General features: G+C 69.1%; 14 protein-coding genes. 4 read left to right on the top strand and 10 right to left on the bottom strand.

Annotated features, from left to right (window positions below; genetic code table 11):
- Positions 1 to 144: 144 nt before the first annotated feature.
- Both K6753_RS12865 and K6753_RS12860 read right to left on the bottom strand, forming a co-directional pair.
- Positions 145 to 1272, bottom strand: a complete 1128-nt coding sequence (locus K6753_RS12865) for an inorganic phosphate transporter (protein WP_223676859.1) — start codon at positions 1270 to 1272, stop codon at positions 145 to 147.
- 10 nt (positions 1273 to 1282) lie between these two features.
- On the bottom strand, positions 1283 to 1909 hold the full coding sequence (locus K6753_RS12860) for a DUF47 domain-containing protein (protein WP_223676858.1): 627 nt from the start codon (positions 1907 to 1909) through the stop codon (positions 1283 to 1285).
- Positions 1910 to 2245: 336 nt separating this feature from the next.
- On the opposite strand from K6753_RS12860, the gene K6753_RS12855 reads away from it, so the two are divergent.
- Together K6753_RS12855 and K6753_RS12850 are read left to right on the top strand one after the other, a co-directional pair.
- Positions 2246 to 3565, top strand: coding sequence for a hemolysin family protein (locus K6753_RS12855; protein ID WP_223676857.1), 1320 nt, complete (start codon positions 2246 to 2248; stop codon positions 3563 to 3565).
- Entirely contained in the window at positions 3549 to 4184 is a 636-nt protein-coding gene (locus K6753_RS12850) for an exopolysaccharide biosynthesis protein (RefSeq protein WP_223676856.1), read from the top strand. The genes K6753_RS12855 and K6753_RS12850 overlap by 17 nt, the downstream gene beginning before the upstream one ends.
- 194 nt (positions 4185 to 4378) lie before the next feature.
- Here K6753_RS12850 and K6753_RS12845 read toward each other — a convergent pair whose 3' ends face one another.
- The 3 genes from K6753_RS12845 to K6753_RS12835 all read right to left on the bottom strand — a co-directional run bounded on the left by K6753_RS12845 (position 4379) and on the right by K6753_RS12835 (position 8373).
- Positions 4379 to 6508 carry a putative bifunctional diguanylate cyclase/phosphodiesterase gene (locus tag K6753_RS12845; protein ID WP_223676855.1) on the bottom strand — a complete coding sequence of 710 codons (2130 nt, stop codon included), beginning with the start codon at positions 6506 to 6508 and terminating at the stop codon, positions 4379 to 4381.
- Complete coding sequence (locus K6753_RS12840) at positions 6505 to 7374, bottom strand: phosphate/phosphite/phosphonate ABC transporter substrate-binding protein (protein WP_223676900.1); 870 nt, start codon at positions 7372 to 7374, stop codon at positions 6505 to 6507. The genes K6753_RS12845 and K6753_RS12840 overlap by 4 nt, the downstream gene beginning before the upstream one ends.
- Positions 7375 to 7536: 162 nt before the next feature.
- The gene (locus tag K6753_RS12835) at positions 7537 to 8373 is read right to left on the bottom strand and encodes an RNA methyltransferase (protein WP_223676854.1); all 837 of its coding nucleotides are present in this window, start codon (positions 8371 to 8373) and stop codon (positions 7537 to 7539) included.
- Between the two features lie 96 nt (positions 8374 to 8469).
- On the opposite strand from K6753_RS12835, the gene K6753_RS12830 reads away from it, so the two are divergent.
- A complete protein-coding gene (locus K6753_RS12830; RefSeq protein WP_223676853.1) occupies positions 8470 to 9297 on the top strand; it encodes an inositol monophosphatase family protein in 828 nt (275 codons plus the stop codon).
- Between the two features lie 172 nt (positions 9298 to 9469).
- On the opposite strand, the gene secF is transcribed toward K6753_RS12830, so the two are convergent.
- The 5 genes from secF to queA form a co-directional block, all read right to left on the bottom strand.
- Positions 9470 to 10435, bottom strand: a complete 966-nt coding sequence (gene secF / locus K6753_RS12825; protein ID WP_223676852.1) for a protein translocase subunit SecF — start codon at positions 10433 to 10435, stop codon at positions 9470 to 9472.
- A gap of 12 nt (positions 10436 to 10447) precedes the next feature.
- Positions 10448 to 12343: a protein translocase subunit SecD gene (secD, locus tag K6753_RS12820; RefSeq protein ID WP_223676851.1), complete on the bottom strand. Its 1896-nt coding sequence runs from the start codon at positions 12341 to 12343 to the stop codon at positions 10448 to 10450.
- A 59-nt stretch (positions 12344 to 12402) separates the two neighbouring features.
- Positions 12403 to 12738: a preprotein translocase subunit YajC gene (yajC, locus tag K6753_RS12815; RefSeq protein WP_223676850.1), complete on the bottom strand. Its 336-nt coding sequence runs from the start codon at positions 12736 to 12738 to the stop codon at positions 12403 to 12405.
- A 355-nt stretch (positions 12739 to 13093) separates the two neighbouring features.
- Positions 13094 to 14200 (bottom strand): tRNA guanosine(34) transglycosylase Tgt, encoded by a 1107-nt coding sequence (gene tgt, locus K6753_RS12810; protein WP_223676849.1) that lies wholly within the window; start codon positions 14198 to 14200, stop codon positions 13094 to 13096.
- A 25-nt stretch (positions 14201 to 14225) separates the two neighbouring features.
- Entirely contained in the window at positions 14226 to 15287 is a 1062-nt protein-coding gene (queA, locus tag K6753_RS12805; RefSeq protein ID WP_223676899.1) for a tRNA preQ1(34) S-adenosylmethionine ribosyltransferase-isomerase QueA, read from the bottom strand.
- 232 nt (positions 15288 to 15519) lie between these two features.
- Between queA and K6753_RS12800 the strand changes: the two genes are divergently transcribed.
- Positions 15520 to 16998: an aminotransferase class III-fold pyridoxal phosphate-dependent enzyme gene (locus K6753_RS12800; protein ID WP_223676848.1), complete on the top strand. Its 1479-nt coding sequence runs from the start codon at positions 15520 to 15522 to the stop codon at positions 16996 to 16998.
- Positions 16999 to 17037 lie beyond the last annotated feature (39 nt).

Raw genomic sequence — 17037 nt, 5'->3', positions numbered from 1 at the left:
GTCAACATCCTTGTCGGGCCACCGGTGCGGCGGCGTGGGCCAATGCCCCCATCCCGGGGACGCCCGAATCATAAAGAGAAGCCGGCACGCGTGCAGCGCGCCGGCTCCGGGATCTACATCAGCTACCCGCGAAGGAAACCGCGATCAGGCCCAGCCGATCGACCGCATGCCGACGAACATCAGGTAGGCCAGGCCGCCGGCCATCGGGATGGTCAGGATCCACGCCCAGATCATCTTCTCCACCACGGTCCACTTGATGGCGTTGAGGCGCTTGGCGGTGCCCACGCCCATGATCGCCGCGGAGATGTTGTGGGTGGTCGACACCGGGATACCCAGCGAAGAGGCGGCCAGGATCACCGAGGCGGCGCTGGTCTCGGCGGCGAAGCCGTGGATCGGGTGCAGCTTGACCAGCTTGTGGCCCAGCGTCTTGATGATGCGCCAGCCGCCGGCGGCGGTACCGGCGGCCATCACCAGCGCGCAGGTGATCTTGATCCAAGTATCGATATCGCCCTCGGCCAGCGCGGCGTCGGACGGATGCAGGAAGGCGAGCCAGCCCGGGAGGTCGTCCAGCGTGCCCGCGGCCTGCGCGCCCACCAGCGCCAGCGCGATGATGCCCATCGTCTTCTGCGCGTCGTTCATGCCGTGGGCAAAGCCCATGCCGGCGGCGCTGAGGATCTGGAACTTGCCAAAGAAGCTGTTGACCCAGCGCGGGCGGGCTGCGCGTGCCAGCACACCGCCGCTGCGCGCCATCATCGAGATGACGAAGAACAGCACGCCCATCACCAGGAAGCCGGCAGTGAAGCCGAGCACCGGCGAGGACACCATCGGCACGATGACCTTCCACAACACGCCTGCGCTCTTGTAGAGCGGCTCGGCCGGCTCCGACCAGATGATGGCGCCGGTGTCGTTGGACGCCGCGGCCAGCGCCGCGCCCAGCAGGCCGCCGATCAGTGCGTGCGAGGAGGACGACGGCAGGCCCACCCACCAGGTGATGAGGTTCCAGATGATGCCGCCCATCAGCGCGCACAGGATCAGTTGCGAGCCGACCTCCACCACGCCCACGTCGATCAGGCCCGACGCGATGGTCTTGGCGACCGCGGTTCCGGCCAGCGCACCGATCAGGTTCATGCCTGCCGCCAGGCCCACCGCCTGCATCGGCGAGAGCACCTTGGTGGCCACCACCGTGGCGATGGAGTTGGCGGTGTCGTGGAAGCCGTTGATGTACTCGAAGATCAGCGCGACGAGCACGACGGTGATGACCAGCGTCAGCATCCCGCCGGCCTCAGGAGTTCTTCAGCACGATTTCGTACGCCACCACGCCCGCCTCGCGGCAGCGGTCGATGGCCTTCTCCAGGATCTCGAAGAACTCCTTGAGCAGGAACATCTGCAGCGGGTCGAGCTTGCCGGAGTAGATTTCGCGGTACAGCTCCAGCATCAGCCGATCCGCCTCGTTCTCGATAAAACGCAGCTGGTCGCCCAGCGCCTTCATCGGCTCGAGCTTCATCAGCTTGAGCTTGCGCACCATTTCCACCACCACGCCGGCGGCCTGCTCGAGCATCGCAGCGCGCGGGGCGAAGTCGATGTGCGCCAAGTGCTGGGTGGCCAGCGAGTAGCGATCGGCGAACTTCTCGACCTGCTTGGGGATCTTGTAGAGCGCCGAACCCAGGGCTTCGATGTCCTCACGCTCGATCGGCGTGATGAAGCTGTCGACCAGCGACTGGCTGATCTTCTCGGAGGCGTCGCGCTCGCGCTGGCGGGCCAGCTTGAACGCGTCCAGCGACGGCTGGCGGTCGGCCGCCTTGAGCATGGCGTGGAGCGCCTTGGTGCTGTCGTGCGCAGCGACCGCGGCGTCCTCCAGCAGGGTGTAGAACTGGTTGCCTTGGCCGAAGATCGTCTGCAGGGAAAACATGCGGTGGAAGCCTCTCTCGGAGGCCGGGGCGGAGGGCCCGGCCGGTCTGCGGGCGCGATTATGACGGTTTGGTGACAATCGCGCGGGCCGGGAGGCCGGCAATGCCGTGAAACGGCCGGCTTGCGCCACCCCGCTGTCACGCGGGTTGCACGGGAGTGACCTGCTAGTATCGGACCGCTTCACCGTGACACCCGTTCACTGCAATACCCGCCCCCGCCCTCACCGCATCCACATGGACGACGACCCTCGAACGCCCCGCGGACGCCCAGCGCGTCCGACCCCGCTGCGTCCCCTGCCCGACCCGCGCCCCGCTCCTGACCGCCTGGAGGCGCCGACATGGTCGAGCTGATGATCGTCCTGGTACTGATCGCCCTGAACGCCTTCTTCGCGTTGTCGGAGATGTCGGTGGTGACGGCGCGCAAGCCCCGCCTCAAGCAGATGGGGGCCACCCACCGCAGCTCGCGCAAGGCGCTGGAGCTGGCCGAGCACCCCGAGCGCTTCCTGTCGACCGTGCAGGTCGGGATCACCCTGATCGCGATCCTCACCGGCATGTTCGGCGGCGACGCCATCGGCCGCGCGATCGGCCTCTGGCTGGCCGCCAACGTGCCGGCACTGGGCGAGTACGCCAGCGATGTCGGCGTGGTGCTGGCGGTGGCGCTGATCACCTACCTCACCATCGTGCTGGGCGAACTGCTGCCCAAGCGGTTGGCGCTGCTGGCACCGGAAAAGCTGGCCAGCCTGGTGGCGCTGCCGATGCATGCCGTCGCCAAGGCGGCCACGCCCGCCGTGTGGCTGCTGAGCATGAGCACGCGCTTCCTGCTCAAGCTGCTGCGCCTGGACAAGACCGAAGCGGCGCAGGTCACTGAAGAAGAGATCCGGATGCTGGTGAGCGAAAGCCACGAGCAGGGCGTCATCGACGCCGACGAGCGCAAGATGATGTACCGCGTGCTCAGCCTCGGCGACCGCACCACCGAAAGCATCATGACGCCGCGCACGCGCATCACCTGGCTGGACATCGACGCGTCGGTCGAGGCCAACCTGGCGACGATGCGCGAGAGCCCCTTCTCGCGCTTCCCGGTATACCGCGGCAACGACCGCGAGGTGGTCGGCGTCCTGGAGGCCAAGTCGCTGCTGGAGGACCTGGGCGTCGCGACGCCGGACCTGTTCAACCGGTTGCGCGAAACGCTGTTCGTTTCCGAGTCGACCCACGCGCTCAAGCTGCTGGAGATCTTCCGCGAAGAGCAGCAGTCGCTGGCGCTGGTGGTCGACGAGTACGGCGACATCACCGGCCTGGTGACGATCAACGACCTGATGGGCGCGGTGATCGGCCGCATCCAGTCGCACGAGTCGGTCCCCGACCAGGCACCGGTCATCCTGCGCGAGGACGGGTCCTACCTGATCGATGGCTCGCTGCACGTGGACGACCTGCGCGAGCTGGTCGAAGGCGACCGCCTGCCCGACGAGGACGAGCACGACTTCCACACCGCCGCCGGCATGGTGATCGCCCACTTCGGCCGCATCCCGCACGTGGGCGAGCACTTCACCTGGGATGACTGGCGGGTGGAAGTGGTCGACCTGGACGGCCCGCGCATCGACAAGCTGTTGCTGCAGCGCGTGACCGACGACGAGGCGGTGCTCGATGACGCAACGCGCTAGTCCGGGCCACCCGGCCGAGGCCGGCACGCGCCTGCTGCTGGACGCGTTCGCCGAGGGCGACCCCGACGAGGTGCTGCAGCTGGGCGACGTGTTCACCGGCCTGGGTCGGCGTTCGTTCGGCATGCTGCTGTTCGTGTCCACCCTGCCGGGCCTGATTCCGATCCCCGGCGTCGGCGGTGCAATCAGCGGGCCGCTGGTGGTGCTGGTCGGCCTGCAACTGCTGGTGGGCCTGCGCAAGCCGTGGCTGCCGGGTTTCATCGCCCGCCGTGGGCCGCATCGCCATGCGATGGCGCGCTTTCGCGACCTGTTGGCGCCGTGGCTGACGCGGCTGGAGCGCGTGGTGAAACCACATGCGGCGGCGATGCTCGACCATCGCCTGGCCAGTGCGTTCACCGGGTTGCTGCTGGTGCTGCTGGGCGTGCTGCTGGCGCTGCCGATCCCGTTCACCAACTACCTGTTCGCCGCGCTGCTGCTGATGTTCGCCTTCGCCCTGCTCGAGCGCGATGGACGGCTGATGGGCGTGGCATGGGTGGCGGCGGTGGTGGCCATCGCGGTGTTCGGCGTGCTGTCGGGCAGCCTGGTGGCGGCCGCGGCGCGCTGGATCGACCTGCTGGTCTGACGAACCGGAGAGGCACCGCGCGGCCCTTGGTGTCGCTCGATTGGGCCTGGAAGTACCTCGAAACCCATGCCGTCATTCCCGCGAAGGCGGGAACCCAGTGACGTTGCTTTACGTCACCACAGCGAAGTCACTGGATTCCCGGCTTCGCGGGAATGACGAGCAAAAGCGGTCACTCGGGACCCCGCCGATACCACCTAACCCAGCAGCGCCTCGAACTCCTCGCGCGGCAGCGGGTGGCCCAGCCAGTAGCCCTGCACCAGGTCGCATCCGCGTTCGCGCAGCAGGTTGTACTGGCCCTCGCGCTCCACGCCCTCGGCCACCACGGTGATGCCGAGCGAATGCGCCATCGAGATGATGGCCGTGGTCAGCGCCAGGTCGTCGGGGTCGCGCAGGATGTCAGCGATGAAGCTGCGGTCGATCTTCACCCCGTCGATGGGGACGCGGCGCAGGTGGCTCAGGCCCGAGAAGCCGGTACCGAAGTCGTCCAGCCAGATCTTCACGCCCTGCTGGCGCAGTTCCGCGAGCAGGCGGCTGACCTGGGCTTCGTCGCCGATGACGGCGGTCTCGGTCAGTTCCAGGTGCAGGCAGCTCGCGTCCAGACCGGTGCGTACCAGGCAATCGGCCACCACTTTCGGCAGGACCGGGCTTCGCAATTGCCGCGGAGAGACGTTGACCGAAACGAACAGCGGCCCTTTCTCGCCACGCCGGTTCTGCCACCGCACGGCGTCCTTGCACGCCGTCTCCAGCACCTGCGGCCCCAGCGTCTCGATAAGCCCGCTCTGCTCGGCCACTTCGATGAACACCGACGGCGCGACCATGCCGTGCTCGGGATGGCGCCAGCGCAGCAGCGCCTCGGCGCCGACCATGCGGCCGTTGGAGAGGTGGTAGACGGGCTGGTAGAGCACGCTCAGCTCACCGCGCTCCCAGGCGCCGCGCAGCTCGCGCTCCAGCGTCACACGACGCTCGACCGCCTGGTCCATCGCCCGGCTGTAGAAGCGGTGGCAGTTCTTGCCGGCCACCTTGGCCTGGTACATCGCGATGTCGCCGTTCTTCATCAGCTGCGTGGCGATGGTGGCATCGTCGGGGAACAGCGTGATGCCGATGGACGTACCCAGGAACAGCGGGCGGTCGCGCACCACCAGCGGCTGCCGGGTGGCTTCCACTAGGCGCTCGGCGAGGTCGTTGGCGTGGCTGCGGATCGACGCGCCCTGCGCGGCCTGGGTGAGGATCACGAACTCGTCGCCGCCGAACCGGGCCAACACCGAATCACCGCCCCCATGCAGCGCGACCACTTCCTGCACGCGCTGTGCGCACTGCAGCAGTACTTCGTCGCCCGCGTCGTGTCCCAGGGTGTCGTTGACCCGCTTGAAGTCGTCGATGTCGGCGAACAGCAGCGCCAGCGGTTCGCCCGCGCCCTGCAGTTGGAGCAGGCGCTGGTCCAGCGCCTCGCGGAAGGCGACGCGGTTGGGCAGGCCGGTCAGCGCGTCGGTGTACGCCATGCGGCGGATGTCGCGGTCGTGCCGGGCGACGCTGCGACTCATGCGGCCGAAGGCACGGGTGAGGTCGCCGACCTCGTCGCTGCGATCGCTGTCGGGCGGCGCGATGTCGTAGTCACCGGCTTCGATCGAGCGCGCGGAATCGGCCAGCTCCCGGATCGGCCGCACCAGCCAGCGCTGGGTGAACCACAGCATCACCGCGCCCAGCACCAGCAGGCCCAGCCCGAGCGCCGCGATCCACCAGAAGTGGCGGCGGCCCAGTGTTTCCAGCCGCGCGCGCAGGTCGGCGACCGCCTCGTCTTCCATGGCGCGCACCGACGCCAGGTCGAAGCCCACCCGCACGCCACCGATGCGCTCCTCGCCGATCATGATCGGCGAGGCGACGTCCATCAGCTCGTCGGTCACCTGGGTGTGCAGCCCGGCGGCGGCGATGGCCTCGTAGGCCAGCGCGTCGTCCATGCGCTTGCCGTAGCTGGGGATCTCGTCGCTGCCGTCGTGGACGATGTTGCCGTCGTCGTCGAACACGATCACGTAGCGCGTGCCCGGCTGGCGCAGTGCCACCGCCGTGATTTCGCCGATCGTGTCCAGGTCGAAGTAGTACAGCGGGTTGGTCAACGATTCGGTCAGCTGGCTGACCGTGCCTTCGCCGCGCCGGCGCAGGCCGTCGCCGACGGCGCCACGCAACGCATCGCGGCTGACGACCTCGACCTCGTTCTGCATCCGGTCCTGGCGGTGCAGCATCAACGCCATCAGCGCGACCACCGCCACCAGCGCCAGCGCCATCAGCGCCAGGAACCGGGCCTGCAGGCCGAGGCGCAGGTCGTTCATTCGACGTCCTCGCGCACGCGTTCGACATCGCGGCCGATGCGCTCCAGCGCCCGCAGCGAATCGCCATCCAGCGGCAGGAACCGCGTGGTCTTGAAGAACCGGAGCAGCGCGTCGCCGGCATCCGGGTCCTCCGCGGCCTGCATCAACACCTCCGCCAGGCGCGCCTGCACGCGCGCATCCATGTCGCCGCGGACCAGCTCGATGGCGCGCGGATAGTCCGGGCTGCGCGCGAACACCTCCAGGTCGCCGCGGAACGCCGCCGGCATGCGCTGCGGGTTGATCCAGTCCAGGTTGCTCATCACGCCCACGTCGACCAGGCCCTTGTGCACCCACGTCGCGATGTTGAGTTCGGACCGGGCGAACAGGTAGCCCACGGCGTCGGAGTGCAGGCGGTCCTGCGGCGAGAGCAGGATTTCAAGGTCCAGGCCTTCGGCCAGCAGTTCGCCGGCCGGGACGAAATATGCGCTGGTGGACGACGGCAGCTGGAACGCGAGGCGTTGGCCCTTGAGGTCGGCCAGCGTTTCGATCCCGCTGTCGCGCCGGGCGAAGAACACGCTGTGGTAGTGGCGCACGCCGTCGCGCTCGGTCAGCAGCAACGGCGTGGCATTGGCGCGCGCGCGCAGCAGCATGCCCGTGCCGGCAGTCTCCGTGACCCAGTCCACCCGGCCTCGGCGCAGGTAGCTGGCCATCTGCTGGGCATCGCGCGCCATCAGGATGCGGCCCTCGCGGATGCCGACATCGGCCATTCGCGGGACCACGTAGTCCAGCAGCGGCTTGAGCTGCTCGTAGTGGGACTTGGGATCGTCGCTGATGCGCCCCAGCACCAGCACGCCCGGGTCCTCGTAGGCCGGGGGCGGCGCGGCCATGGCAGCGCCGGTCGCAAGCGCGAGCACGACGCCGAACAGGCGACTGAAGCATGCGATCAAGGACGGCCCCGGCAACGGCAACGACAGAGCGCGAGCCTAATGCAAGCCGCGCCCGGCGGATACGGTGCCAGCGGGCTCAAGGGCGCCGGCCGCCGCCCGGCATCATTCATCGCCCGCCAGGCGGGCCATGCGCTGGGCGTCGGCCAGCACCCCGCGCAGCAACCGCACCTCGCGCACGTCCAGGTCGGCGCGCAGGAACACACGCCGCAGCTTGCGCATGGCCGACTCGGGGGCGCGGCCCTTGTGGAAGTCGATGGCGTCCAGGGTGTCGGCCAGCTGGGCGAAGAAGCCTTCGAGCTGGGCGTGGGTGGCGGGTTCGTCGCGCGGGTCGCCGGCATCCCCGTCCCCGGCGGGCCGCGCGACTGCCGCTGGCGGAGTCGCCGTGGTCCCGCCCAGCAGCGCCAGGCGCAGCTCGTAAGCCATCACCTGCACCGCCGCGGCCAGGTTGAGCGAGCTGTACTCGGGGTTGGCCGGGATGTGGATGGCCGCGTGGCACAGCTGCAGCTCCTCGTTGTCCAGGCCGGTGCGTTCACGGCCGAATACCAGCGCCACCTCGCCCCCGCCGGCCGCCGCGGCCACGGCGCGCGGCGCCGCGACCCGGGGCGGCAACTCCTCCAGCGAGACCCGGCGGCTGCGCGCCGTGCAGCCCAGTACCAGCCGGCAGTCGGCGACGGCCTCGGCCAGCGTGGCGTGGACCTGGGCGCCTTCCAGCACGTCGTCGGCGCCGGCGGCCAGCGCGCTGGATTCGGCATTGGGCGCCTTCTCGGGGGCGACCAGGACCAGCCGTGACAGCCCCATGGTCTTCAGCGCCCGGGCCGCCGAGCCGATGTTGCCGGGGTGCTGGGTGCCGACCAGCACCACCCGCAGCCGAGTGGCGGCCACCGGGACGGGAGCGGAAGGGGCGGAGGGATCGGGGGTCGGAGGAGATGCGGTGCTCATGGCGGGCAATGGTAAACTCCGCGGCCCCGTCGCCAGGGCGGGGACCGTTCTTTTCCCCCGCCAGTCCGTCCCCCACCTCCCGCGAGGCCTTCGCCCATGCAGAAACCCGCCGTCACCCTCATGGTCAAGGCCGCCCGCGCCGCCGGCAACGTGCTGCTGCGGCACATGTACAAGCTCGACGCGCTGAACGTGGTCGAGAAGGACCGGATGGATTACGCCAGCGAAGTCGACGAGCTGGCCGAGAAGGAAATCATCAAGGAGTTCCGCCGCTCCACGCCGGACTACGCGATCCTCGGCGAGGAAAGCGGCCAGACCGCCGGGCGCGGCGGCAGCCGGTTTACCTGGGTCATCGATCCGCTGGACGGCACCAGCAACTACCTGCGCGGCATCCCGCACTTCTGCGTGTCGATCGCGCTGGTGGAAAACGGCGAGCCGATCCACGGCGTGATCTTCGACCCGCTGCGCAACGAGCTGTTCACCGCCAGCCGCGGCAGCGGCACCCAGCTCAACGAGAAGCGCGTGCGCGTGGCCGACCGCAAGGACCTGTCCGGCGCGATGCTGATCACCGGCTTCCCGCCGCGCGAGCGCAGCCGCGCCAGCGCCCACCTCAAGTGCGTGGACACGCTGCTGACCGAGGCCGAGGACATCCGGCGGACGGGTTCGGCCGCGCTGGACCTGGCCTACGTCGCCTGCGGCCGCGCCGACGCGTATTTCGAAGCGGGCGTGAAACCGTGGGACATCGCCGCCGGCGCGCTGATGGTGCGCGAGTCGGGCGGCAGGATCTCCGACTTCCGCGGCCGCACCACCGGCCCGATGGACGCCCGGGGCGTCGCGCCGCGCACGCTGCTGGCCGGCAACATCAAGGTGGCCGACGCGCTGCAGCAGAAGATCATCAATACCGGGTATGCCAGCGCATTCGATTGACGGCGTGGCGCCGCGGGGTGGCACCTGGCCGCGTCGCGGGTAGAGCACCCCTCCCCAGCCTTCCCCTGCACGCAGGGGAGGGAGCGAGAAGCCCGGGCGCTGACGCTCGAACGCCAAACAAAAAAAAGGCCGCGCAGATGCGCGGCCTTTTTCTTTGCGTCGTGACGCGCTGTCAGGGACGGCGTGCCAGGGCCGCCTCGTCCCGGGCCTTGGGCATCAGGTCCTGCTTGGTGACCTTCATGAAGCCCAGCGTCAGGAGCGGGCAGGCGACGAAGATCGAGGACAGGGTGCCGACGATGATGCCGACGATCTGCGACTCGGCCATGCCCTGCAGCGAACCACCGCCGTAGAGGTACAGCGCGACCACGGTCAGCAGCGCCACCAGCGAGGTGATGATCGTGCGCGACAGCGTCTGGTTGATCGACGTGTTGAGGATCGTCTCGGGGTCGGCGCGCATGGAGCGGAAATTCTCGCGCACGCGGTCGAACACGACGATGGTGTCGTTGATCGAGAAGCCCATCACCGACAGCAGGCCGGCCAGCACCGTGAGGTCGAACTCGTGCCCGAAAAACGCGAACCAGCCGGCGACGATCACCACGTCGTGCAGCGTGGTGATGACCGCGGCGATGGCGAACTTCTTCTCGAACCGGATCGAGATGTAGATCAGGAAGCCCACCACCACGAAGATCAGCGCCCAGATGCCGTTGAGCGCCAGGTCCTTGCCGACCTGCGGGCCGACGAACTCGCTGCTCAGCACCTGCCCGGGGTTGTCGGCGGTCGATACCGCGCGTTGCACCTCGGCGGCCGTATTCGAATCGACCACGCCGGCCTCGTCCGCCCCGCCCTCCTTGGGCTGCAGGCGGATCAGCAGGTCGTTGCCGGAACCGAAGGTCTGCACCTGCGCACCCGGGTAACCGGCGGCGTCCAGGCGCTGGCGCACGTCGTCGACGTCCACCGGCCGCTCGAAGCGCAGTTCGGTGACGTTGCCACCGGTGAAGTCGAGCGCGAAGTTGAAGCCCTTGAAGGCGATCGCGCCGATGGCCGCCAGCATGAGTGCGAAGGCGATGCCCAGCGAGACCCAGCGCAGGCGCATGAAGTCGAAGCGGGTGCCGTGGGGAATCAGGGTGAAGAATTTCATCAGGCGTCCCCGTCAGATCGCGATCGACTTGAGCTTGCGGCGGCCACCGTAGATCAGCGTGGCGATGCCGCGCGAGGCCGAAACCGCGGTGTACATGGAGGTCAGGATGCCCACCACCAGCGCCACCGCGAAGCCCTTCACCGGGCCGGTGCCGAAGGCGAACAGCGCCACGCCGGCGAGGATGGCGGTGATGTTGGCGTCGAAGATCGAGCCCGAGGCCTTCTCGTAGCCGGTGGCGATCGCCGCCTTCGGGGGCAGTCCCGCCCTGAGTTCCTCGCGTATGCGCTCGTTGATCAGCACGTTGGCGTCCACCGACAGGCCGACCGTCAGTGCGATACCCGCCAGGCCCGGCAGGGTCAGCGTGAAGCCGGCGAGCGACATCACCGCCACCACCATCAGCAGGTTGACCAGCAGCGCCATGCAAGTGATCAGGCCGAACATGCGGTAGTAGAAGAGGAAGAAGATCAGGGTGAACACGAACGAGTACAGCACCGCCTTCAGGCCGCGCTCGACGTTCTCGGCGCCCAGGCTGGGGCCGACCACGCGCTCTTCGATGAAATCCATCGGAGCGGCCAGCGAACCGGAGCGCAGCAGCAGCGCCAGGTCGGCCGCCTCCTGCATGCTGTCCAGGCCGGTGGTCTGGAAGTCGCGGCCGAAGACGCCGTTGATGTTCGCCACCGAGATTACTTCCTCGTTGACGCGCGTGGTGCGGACTTCCTCGCCATCGACCATGCGCACCTCGGGGATGCGCTCGATGAACACCACAGCCATCGGCTTGCCGACGTTCTCGCTGGTGAAGTCGAACATGCGCTGGCCGCCGGCGGCGTTCAGGCGCACCGACACCGACGGCGTGCCCGACTGCGGATCGAGGCCGGAGGTCGCGCCCACCAGCTGGTCGCCCGTGGTGATGACGCGGCGGCTGAGCAGCACCGGGATCGGCTTGCCGTCGGGGCCAAGGTCGCGGCGGTAGTACACGCGCGCGCCCGGCGGCACGATGCCGGTCGACACGGCGTCGTAGGCATTGCCTTCGAGGGCGGCGCGGTACTCAAGCGTGGCGGTCGCGCCGATGATGCGCTTGGCCTGCGCGGTGTCCTGCACGCCGGGCAGCTGGACGACGATGCGGTCGTCGCCCTGGCGCTGGATGATCGGCTCGGCCACGCCGAGCGCGTTGACGCGGTTGCGCAGCGTGCCGACGTTCTGCTCGATGGCATCGGCCGTCAGGCGGTTGAGTTCGGCTTCCGACATCCGCACCACGAGCGTGTTGCCCTGTGGTTCGGCGGTCAGGGTCGCCTGGCCGGCCATCCCGGCCGAGCCCTGTGCGAGGTTCTGCACGACCAGCTCGCGCGCGCGCTCGACATCCGCCGGCGCCGGCAGCGTGGCGACGATGGTGCCGTCGGGGCGGCGCTCGACCGACTGGTAGCGCACGCGGTTCTCGCGCAGCAGCACGCGGATGTCCTCGGCCGTCGCGTCCAGGCGCTTCTCGAGCGCCGCGGCCTGGTCGACCTGCATCGTGAAGTGCACGCCGCCCTGGAGGTCCAGGCCCAGCAGCATGGGCTTGGCGCCAAGCGAGTCCAGCCAGTCCGGCACGGTGGAGGCGAGGTTGAGCGCCACCACGTAGTCGTTGCCCAGCTCCGGGCGCAGCGTATCGGCCGCCTTGACCTGCATGTCGGCGTTGGGCAGCCGCACCAGCAGGTCGCCATCGTCGATGTCCACCGACTTGGCCGTGACGCCGGCGGCTTGCAGCTCGGACTGGATCCGCGAACGCAGGCCCTCGTCCACGACCGACCCGCGGTTGGCGGTGACCTGGACGGACGGGTCCTGCGGGAACACGTTGGGCAGCGCGTACAGGCCGCTGAACAACAGGACGATCAGGATGATGGCGTACTGCCAGCGTGCGTAAGTCAGCATCGAATGGACCCCGCGGCGGCCGGGCGGCCGCCGGAAACGAGCCTAGAGGGTGGCGGCGTTCAGGCCGACTTCAAGGTGCCCTTGGGCAGGACGTTGGCGATGGCGCCCTTCTGCACGCGGATGCGCACGTTGTCGGCGATCTCGACGGTGACGAAGCTGTCGCCCAGGTCGGTCACGGTGCCGGCGATGCCACCGTTGGTGATCACCTCGTCGCCGCGCGAGAGCTTCTCCAGCATCGCCTTGTGCTCCTTGGCGCGCTTCATCTGCGGGCGGATCATCAGGAAGTACATGATCGCGATGAGCAGGATCGGGAACAGCAGCGACATGCCGAAACCGGGGGCGGCCGGCTGGGCGGCGGCGTGGGCGGGGGCGATCACGAGGTCGAGCAGATTCATGTCTGGGCCTTGGTGGATCCAAAATTAGCCGGGGATTATGCCACGGAGGGCAAGCGGCCCCTCCTGCCCCCTCGAGTGCCGGCAGGTAACCGCCTTTGATCCCTTCTCCCCTCGGGAGACAAATCGGCAGGACTGCCGATTTGCACGGCGCCAGCCGCCCGCAGGGTCGGCAACATGGATGTCGCCGATGCACGTGCCCTAAGGGCGGACGGGGGTCCGGCGGAGTGATGGCGCTTAATCGGGGGACGATGGGGGTGGACCGAGTCTCCGATGGCAACGACTGCTTCGGTCGCACCGCTCCCCCGGACCCTCACCCCGGCCCTCTCCCGGCGGGAGAGGGAGTCAGTCAAGCGCCTCACGTCCGCGCGGCGTAGAAGGACTCCCGGAACGCGGCAAAGGTTCCCTGCGCGATAGCCTCGCGCATCTGCGCCATCAGGCGCTGGTAGTAGCGCAGGTTGTGCAGCGTGCCGAGCATCGGGCCGAGCATCTCGTTGCAGCGGTCCAGGTGGCGCAGGTAGGCGCGGCTGAAACCGCCAGCGCACGCGCGGCAATCGCAGCCCTCCTCGATCGGGCGCAGGTCGTGCTCGTACACCGCATTGCGGATGCGCACGGTGCCGGTGGAAGTGAACAGGTGGCCGTTGCGGCCGTTGCGGGTCGGCATCACGCAATCGAACATGTCGACGCCGCGCGCCACCGCCTCCACCAGGTCCTCCGGGCGGCCCACGCCCATGAGGTAGCGCGGCCGGTCCTCGGGCAATTGCGGCGCGGTGTGGTCGAGCATGGCGTTGCGCTCGTGCTCGGGTTCGCCCACCGCCAGGCCGCCGATGGCATAGCCGTCGAAACCGATCTCGCGAAGTGCCGCGGCCGAGCGGCTGCGCAGGTCATGGTGCACGCCGCCCTGGACGATGCCGAACAGCGCCGCGTCATTGCCCTCGTGCGCCTTCTTCGAGCGCTCCGCCCAGCGCAGGCTCAGCTCCATCGACGCGCGCGCGACCTCCTCCGTCGCCGGATACGGCGTGCACTCGTCGAAGATCATCACGATGTCCGAGTCGAGCACCTTCTGGATGTGCATGCTCTCCTCGGGCCCGAGGAACACCTTGCGGCCGTCGGTGGGCGCGGCGAAGGTCACGCCGGCCTCTGTGATCTTGCGCTTGTGCGCCAGCGAGAACACCTGGAAGCCGCCCGAGTCGGTGAGGATCGGCCCGTCCCAGCGAGTGAACCCGTGCAGCCCGCCGTGCTCGCCGATGACCTCCAGCCCCGGGCGCAGGTACAGGTGGAAGGTGTTGCCCAGGATGATCTCCGCGCCCAGCCCGCGAATGTCCTGCGGGAACACGCCCTTGACCGAGCCGTAGGTGCCCACCGGCATGAAGGCCGGCGTCTCGACCGTGCCGCGCGGGAAGGTCAGGCGGCCGCGGCGGGCGCCGCCGTCGGTGCCCAGCAACTGGAAGTCCATGCGGCTCATGCGAGGTGTCCCATCGAGTGCGACGTCACGGGTGCGCCCCGGCATCCGGTCGCGGCCACAACAGCATCGCGTCCCCGTACGAGAAGAACCGGTAGCGCTGCGCGATGGCATGCCGGTAGGCGTCGAACACCCGGTGCTTGCCGGCGAAGGCGGAGATCATCATCAGCAGCGTGCTCTCGGGCAGGTGGAAGTTGGTGACCAGCGCGTCGACCGCGGTGATGCGGTAACCGGGCAGGATGAAAAGGCGCGTCTCGCCGGCGAAGGGCTGCAGCTGGCGCGTGCCGTCGGGCGCGTCGCGCATCGCCGATTCCAGCGCGCGCACGACGGTGGTACCCACACCGATGACGCGGCCGCCGGCCTCGCGCGTGCGGCGGACCTTCTCCACCAAATCGGCGCCGACGTTGAGCCACTCGCTGTGCATCACGTGCTGGTCGAGCTGCTCCACGCGCACCGGCTGGAACGTGCCGGCGCCGACGTGCAGCGTGACGTGGCCGAAATCGATGCCGCGCGCGCGTAGGGCCGCCAGCAGCGCGTCGTCGAAATGCAGGCCCGCGGTCGGCGCCGCGACCGCGCCGACTTCGCGCGCGAATACGGTCTGATAGCGCTCGGTATCGTCGCGGCCGGGCTCGCGCTGGATGTACGGCGGCAGCGGCAGGCGGCCGGCGTCCAGCAGCCAGGACTCCAGCGGCGGCTCGACATGGAACTTCAGGCGGTAGAACTCGCCGTCGCGGCCCAGCACTTCCGCCTCGCCGCCCGCATCCAGCGCGATCCGTGCGCCCGCCTTTGGCGACTTGCTGACGCCCAGCTGCGCGCGCGCCTCGTCGTGCCCGAGCAGGCGCTCGATCAGGATTTCCACGCGCCCGCCCGTGGCCTTCTGCCCGAACAGGCGCGCCGGGATCACGCGGGTGTCGTTGAACACCAGCAGGTCGCCGGGCACCAGCAGGTCCGGCAGGTCGGTGAATGCGGCATCGACGTAGGCCGCAGGCGCGGGCGGCACGACCAGCAGCCGGCTGGCCGATCGCGAGGCCAACGGCGCCTGGGCGATGAGCTCGGACGGCAGGTCGTAATGAAAGTCGGACTTCTTCAAGGCGGGTCGCATGTCGCCGCCGGGCAGCCGGCAGCGGGCCGGCATTATCGGCTGCCGGATGCGGCACGCCAAACCGCTTTCGTCCGGCCCGGCTTGGACGTGCCCGGGGCCGCAGGGGGTTACGCGGACTTTGCCCGGATGCTAAAATCGGCCGCAAGTTGTTGTTTTGATTGACCCCATTCGAGCGCGAGGGCCCCCTCGCGTTTTTTCGTTCCGGTCACCGGAGGACGCCATGACCCTGCTCGACACCCTCGCCCCGCTGCGCGCCCACGGCGGCGCGCGCCGCACCGTCGGCCTGGACGACGCCACCCTCGCCCGCTTCGGCGGCAACGCCGACCTGAAGGCCGCCGTCGAGGCCGCCGCCGCCGAGTACGCGCGCATCCGCGAGGAGTTCGCCGACCTGCTCGACCTCGACGAGGACGCCCAGGTGCAGGCCACGCAGGCCGGTTTCGTCAATTTCTACCCGGACGACGGCGTCAATCCGTACGTCGCCCTGACCGCGCGCGGGCCGTGGATCATCACGCTCAAGGGCGCGGTGCTGCACGATTCGGGCGGCTACGGGATGCTGGGGTTCGGCCACGCGCCCGACGACGTCATCGCCGCCATGGCCAAGCCGCAGGCGATGGCCAACATCATGACGCCGAGCCTGTCGCAGTTGCGCTTCGAGCGCGTGCTGCGCGACGCCATCGGCGTGGGCCGCGACTGCCCGTACGCGAAGTTCTTCTGCCTGAATTCGGGCTCGGAGTCGGTCACGCTGGCCGCTCGCATCGCCGACGCAAACGCCAAGTCGATGACCGAGGGCGACAACCGCACCATCAAGCGCGTGGTGGTCAAGGGCAGCTTCCACGGCCGCACCGACCGTCCTGCGCTGTATTCGGACTCCACCCGCAAGACCTACCTGCAGCACCTGGCCAGCTACCGCGGCGAGTCGTCGGTCATCGCGATCGAGCCCTACGACATCGCCGCGCTGAAGCAGGCCTTCAGCGATGCCAAGGCCAACGGCTGGTTCATCGAGGCGATGTTCCTGGAGCCGGTGATGGGCGAAGGCGACCCGGGCCGCGGCGTGCCGGTGGACTTCTACAAGGCCGCGCGCGAACTCACCCGCGAACACGGCTCGCTGCTGCTGGTCGACTCGATCCAGGCCGGCCTGCGCGCGCAGGGCGTGCTGTCGATCGTCGACTACCCGGGCTTCGAGGGTGTCGAGGCGCCGGACATGGAGACGTACTCCAAGGCGCTCAATGCCGGCCAGTACCCGCTGAGCGTGCTCGCGGTCAACGAGCGCGCCGCCGGCATCTACCGCAAGGGCCTGTACGGCAACACGATGACCTCCAACCCGCGCGCGCTCGACACCGCCTGCGCCGTGCTGGCCAAGGTCACGCCGCAGCTGCGCGAGAACATCCGCGCCCGCGGCGTGGAAGCGCTGGAAAAGCTGGAAGCGCTCAAGTCGGAACTGGGTGGGCACATCACCAAGGTCCAGGGCACCGGCCTGCTGTTCTCCTGCGAGCTGAGCCCGCAGTTCAAGTGCTTCGGCGCGGGCTCGACCGAGGAGTGGCTGCGCGAGCGCGGCATTGGCGTGATCCACGGCGGCGTCAATTCGCTGCGTTTCACCCCGACCTTCACCATCACCAGCGAGGAGATCGACCTGCTGGTCGGCATGGTGGGGCGCGCCCTGCGCGAAGGCCCGCGTGCCGAGCAGGCCGCCGCCGCCTGATCCCGGAGGTTCACCGCGACACGAAAAAGCCGGGCATCG

It is taken from the genome of Novilysobacter selenitireducens (assembly GCF_020026895.1).
Lineage (GTDB): Bacteria > Pseudomonadota > Gammaproteobacteria > Xanthomonadales > Xanthomonadaceae > Lysobacter_C > Lysobacter_C selenitireducens.
This window is presented reverse-complemented; position numbering and strand designations above follow the sequence as displayed.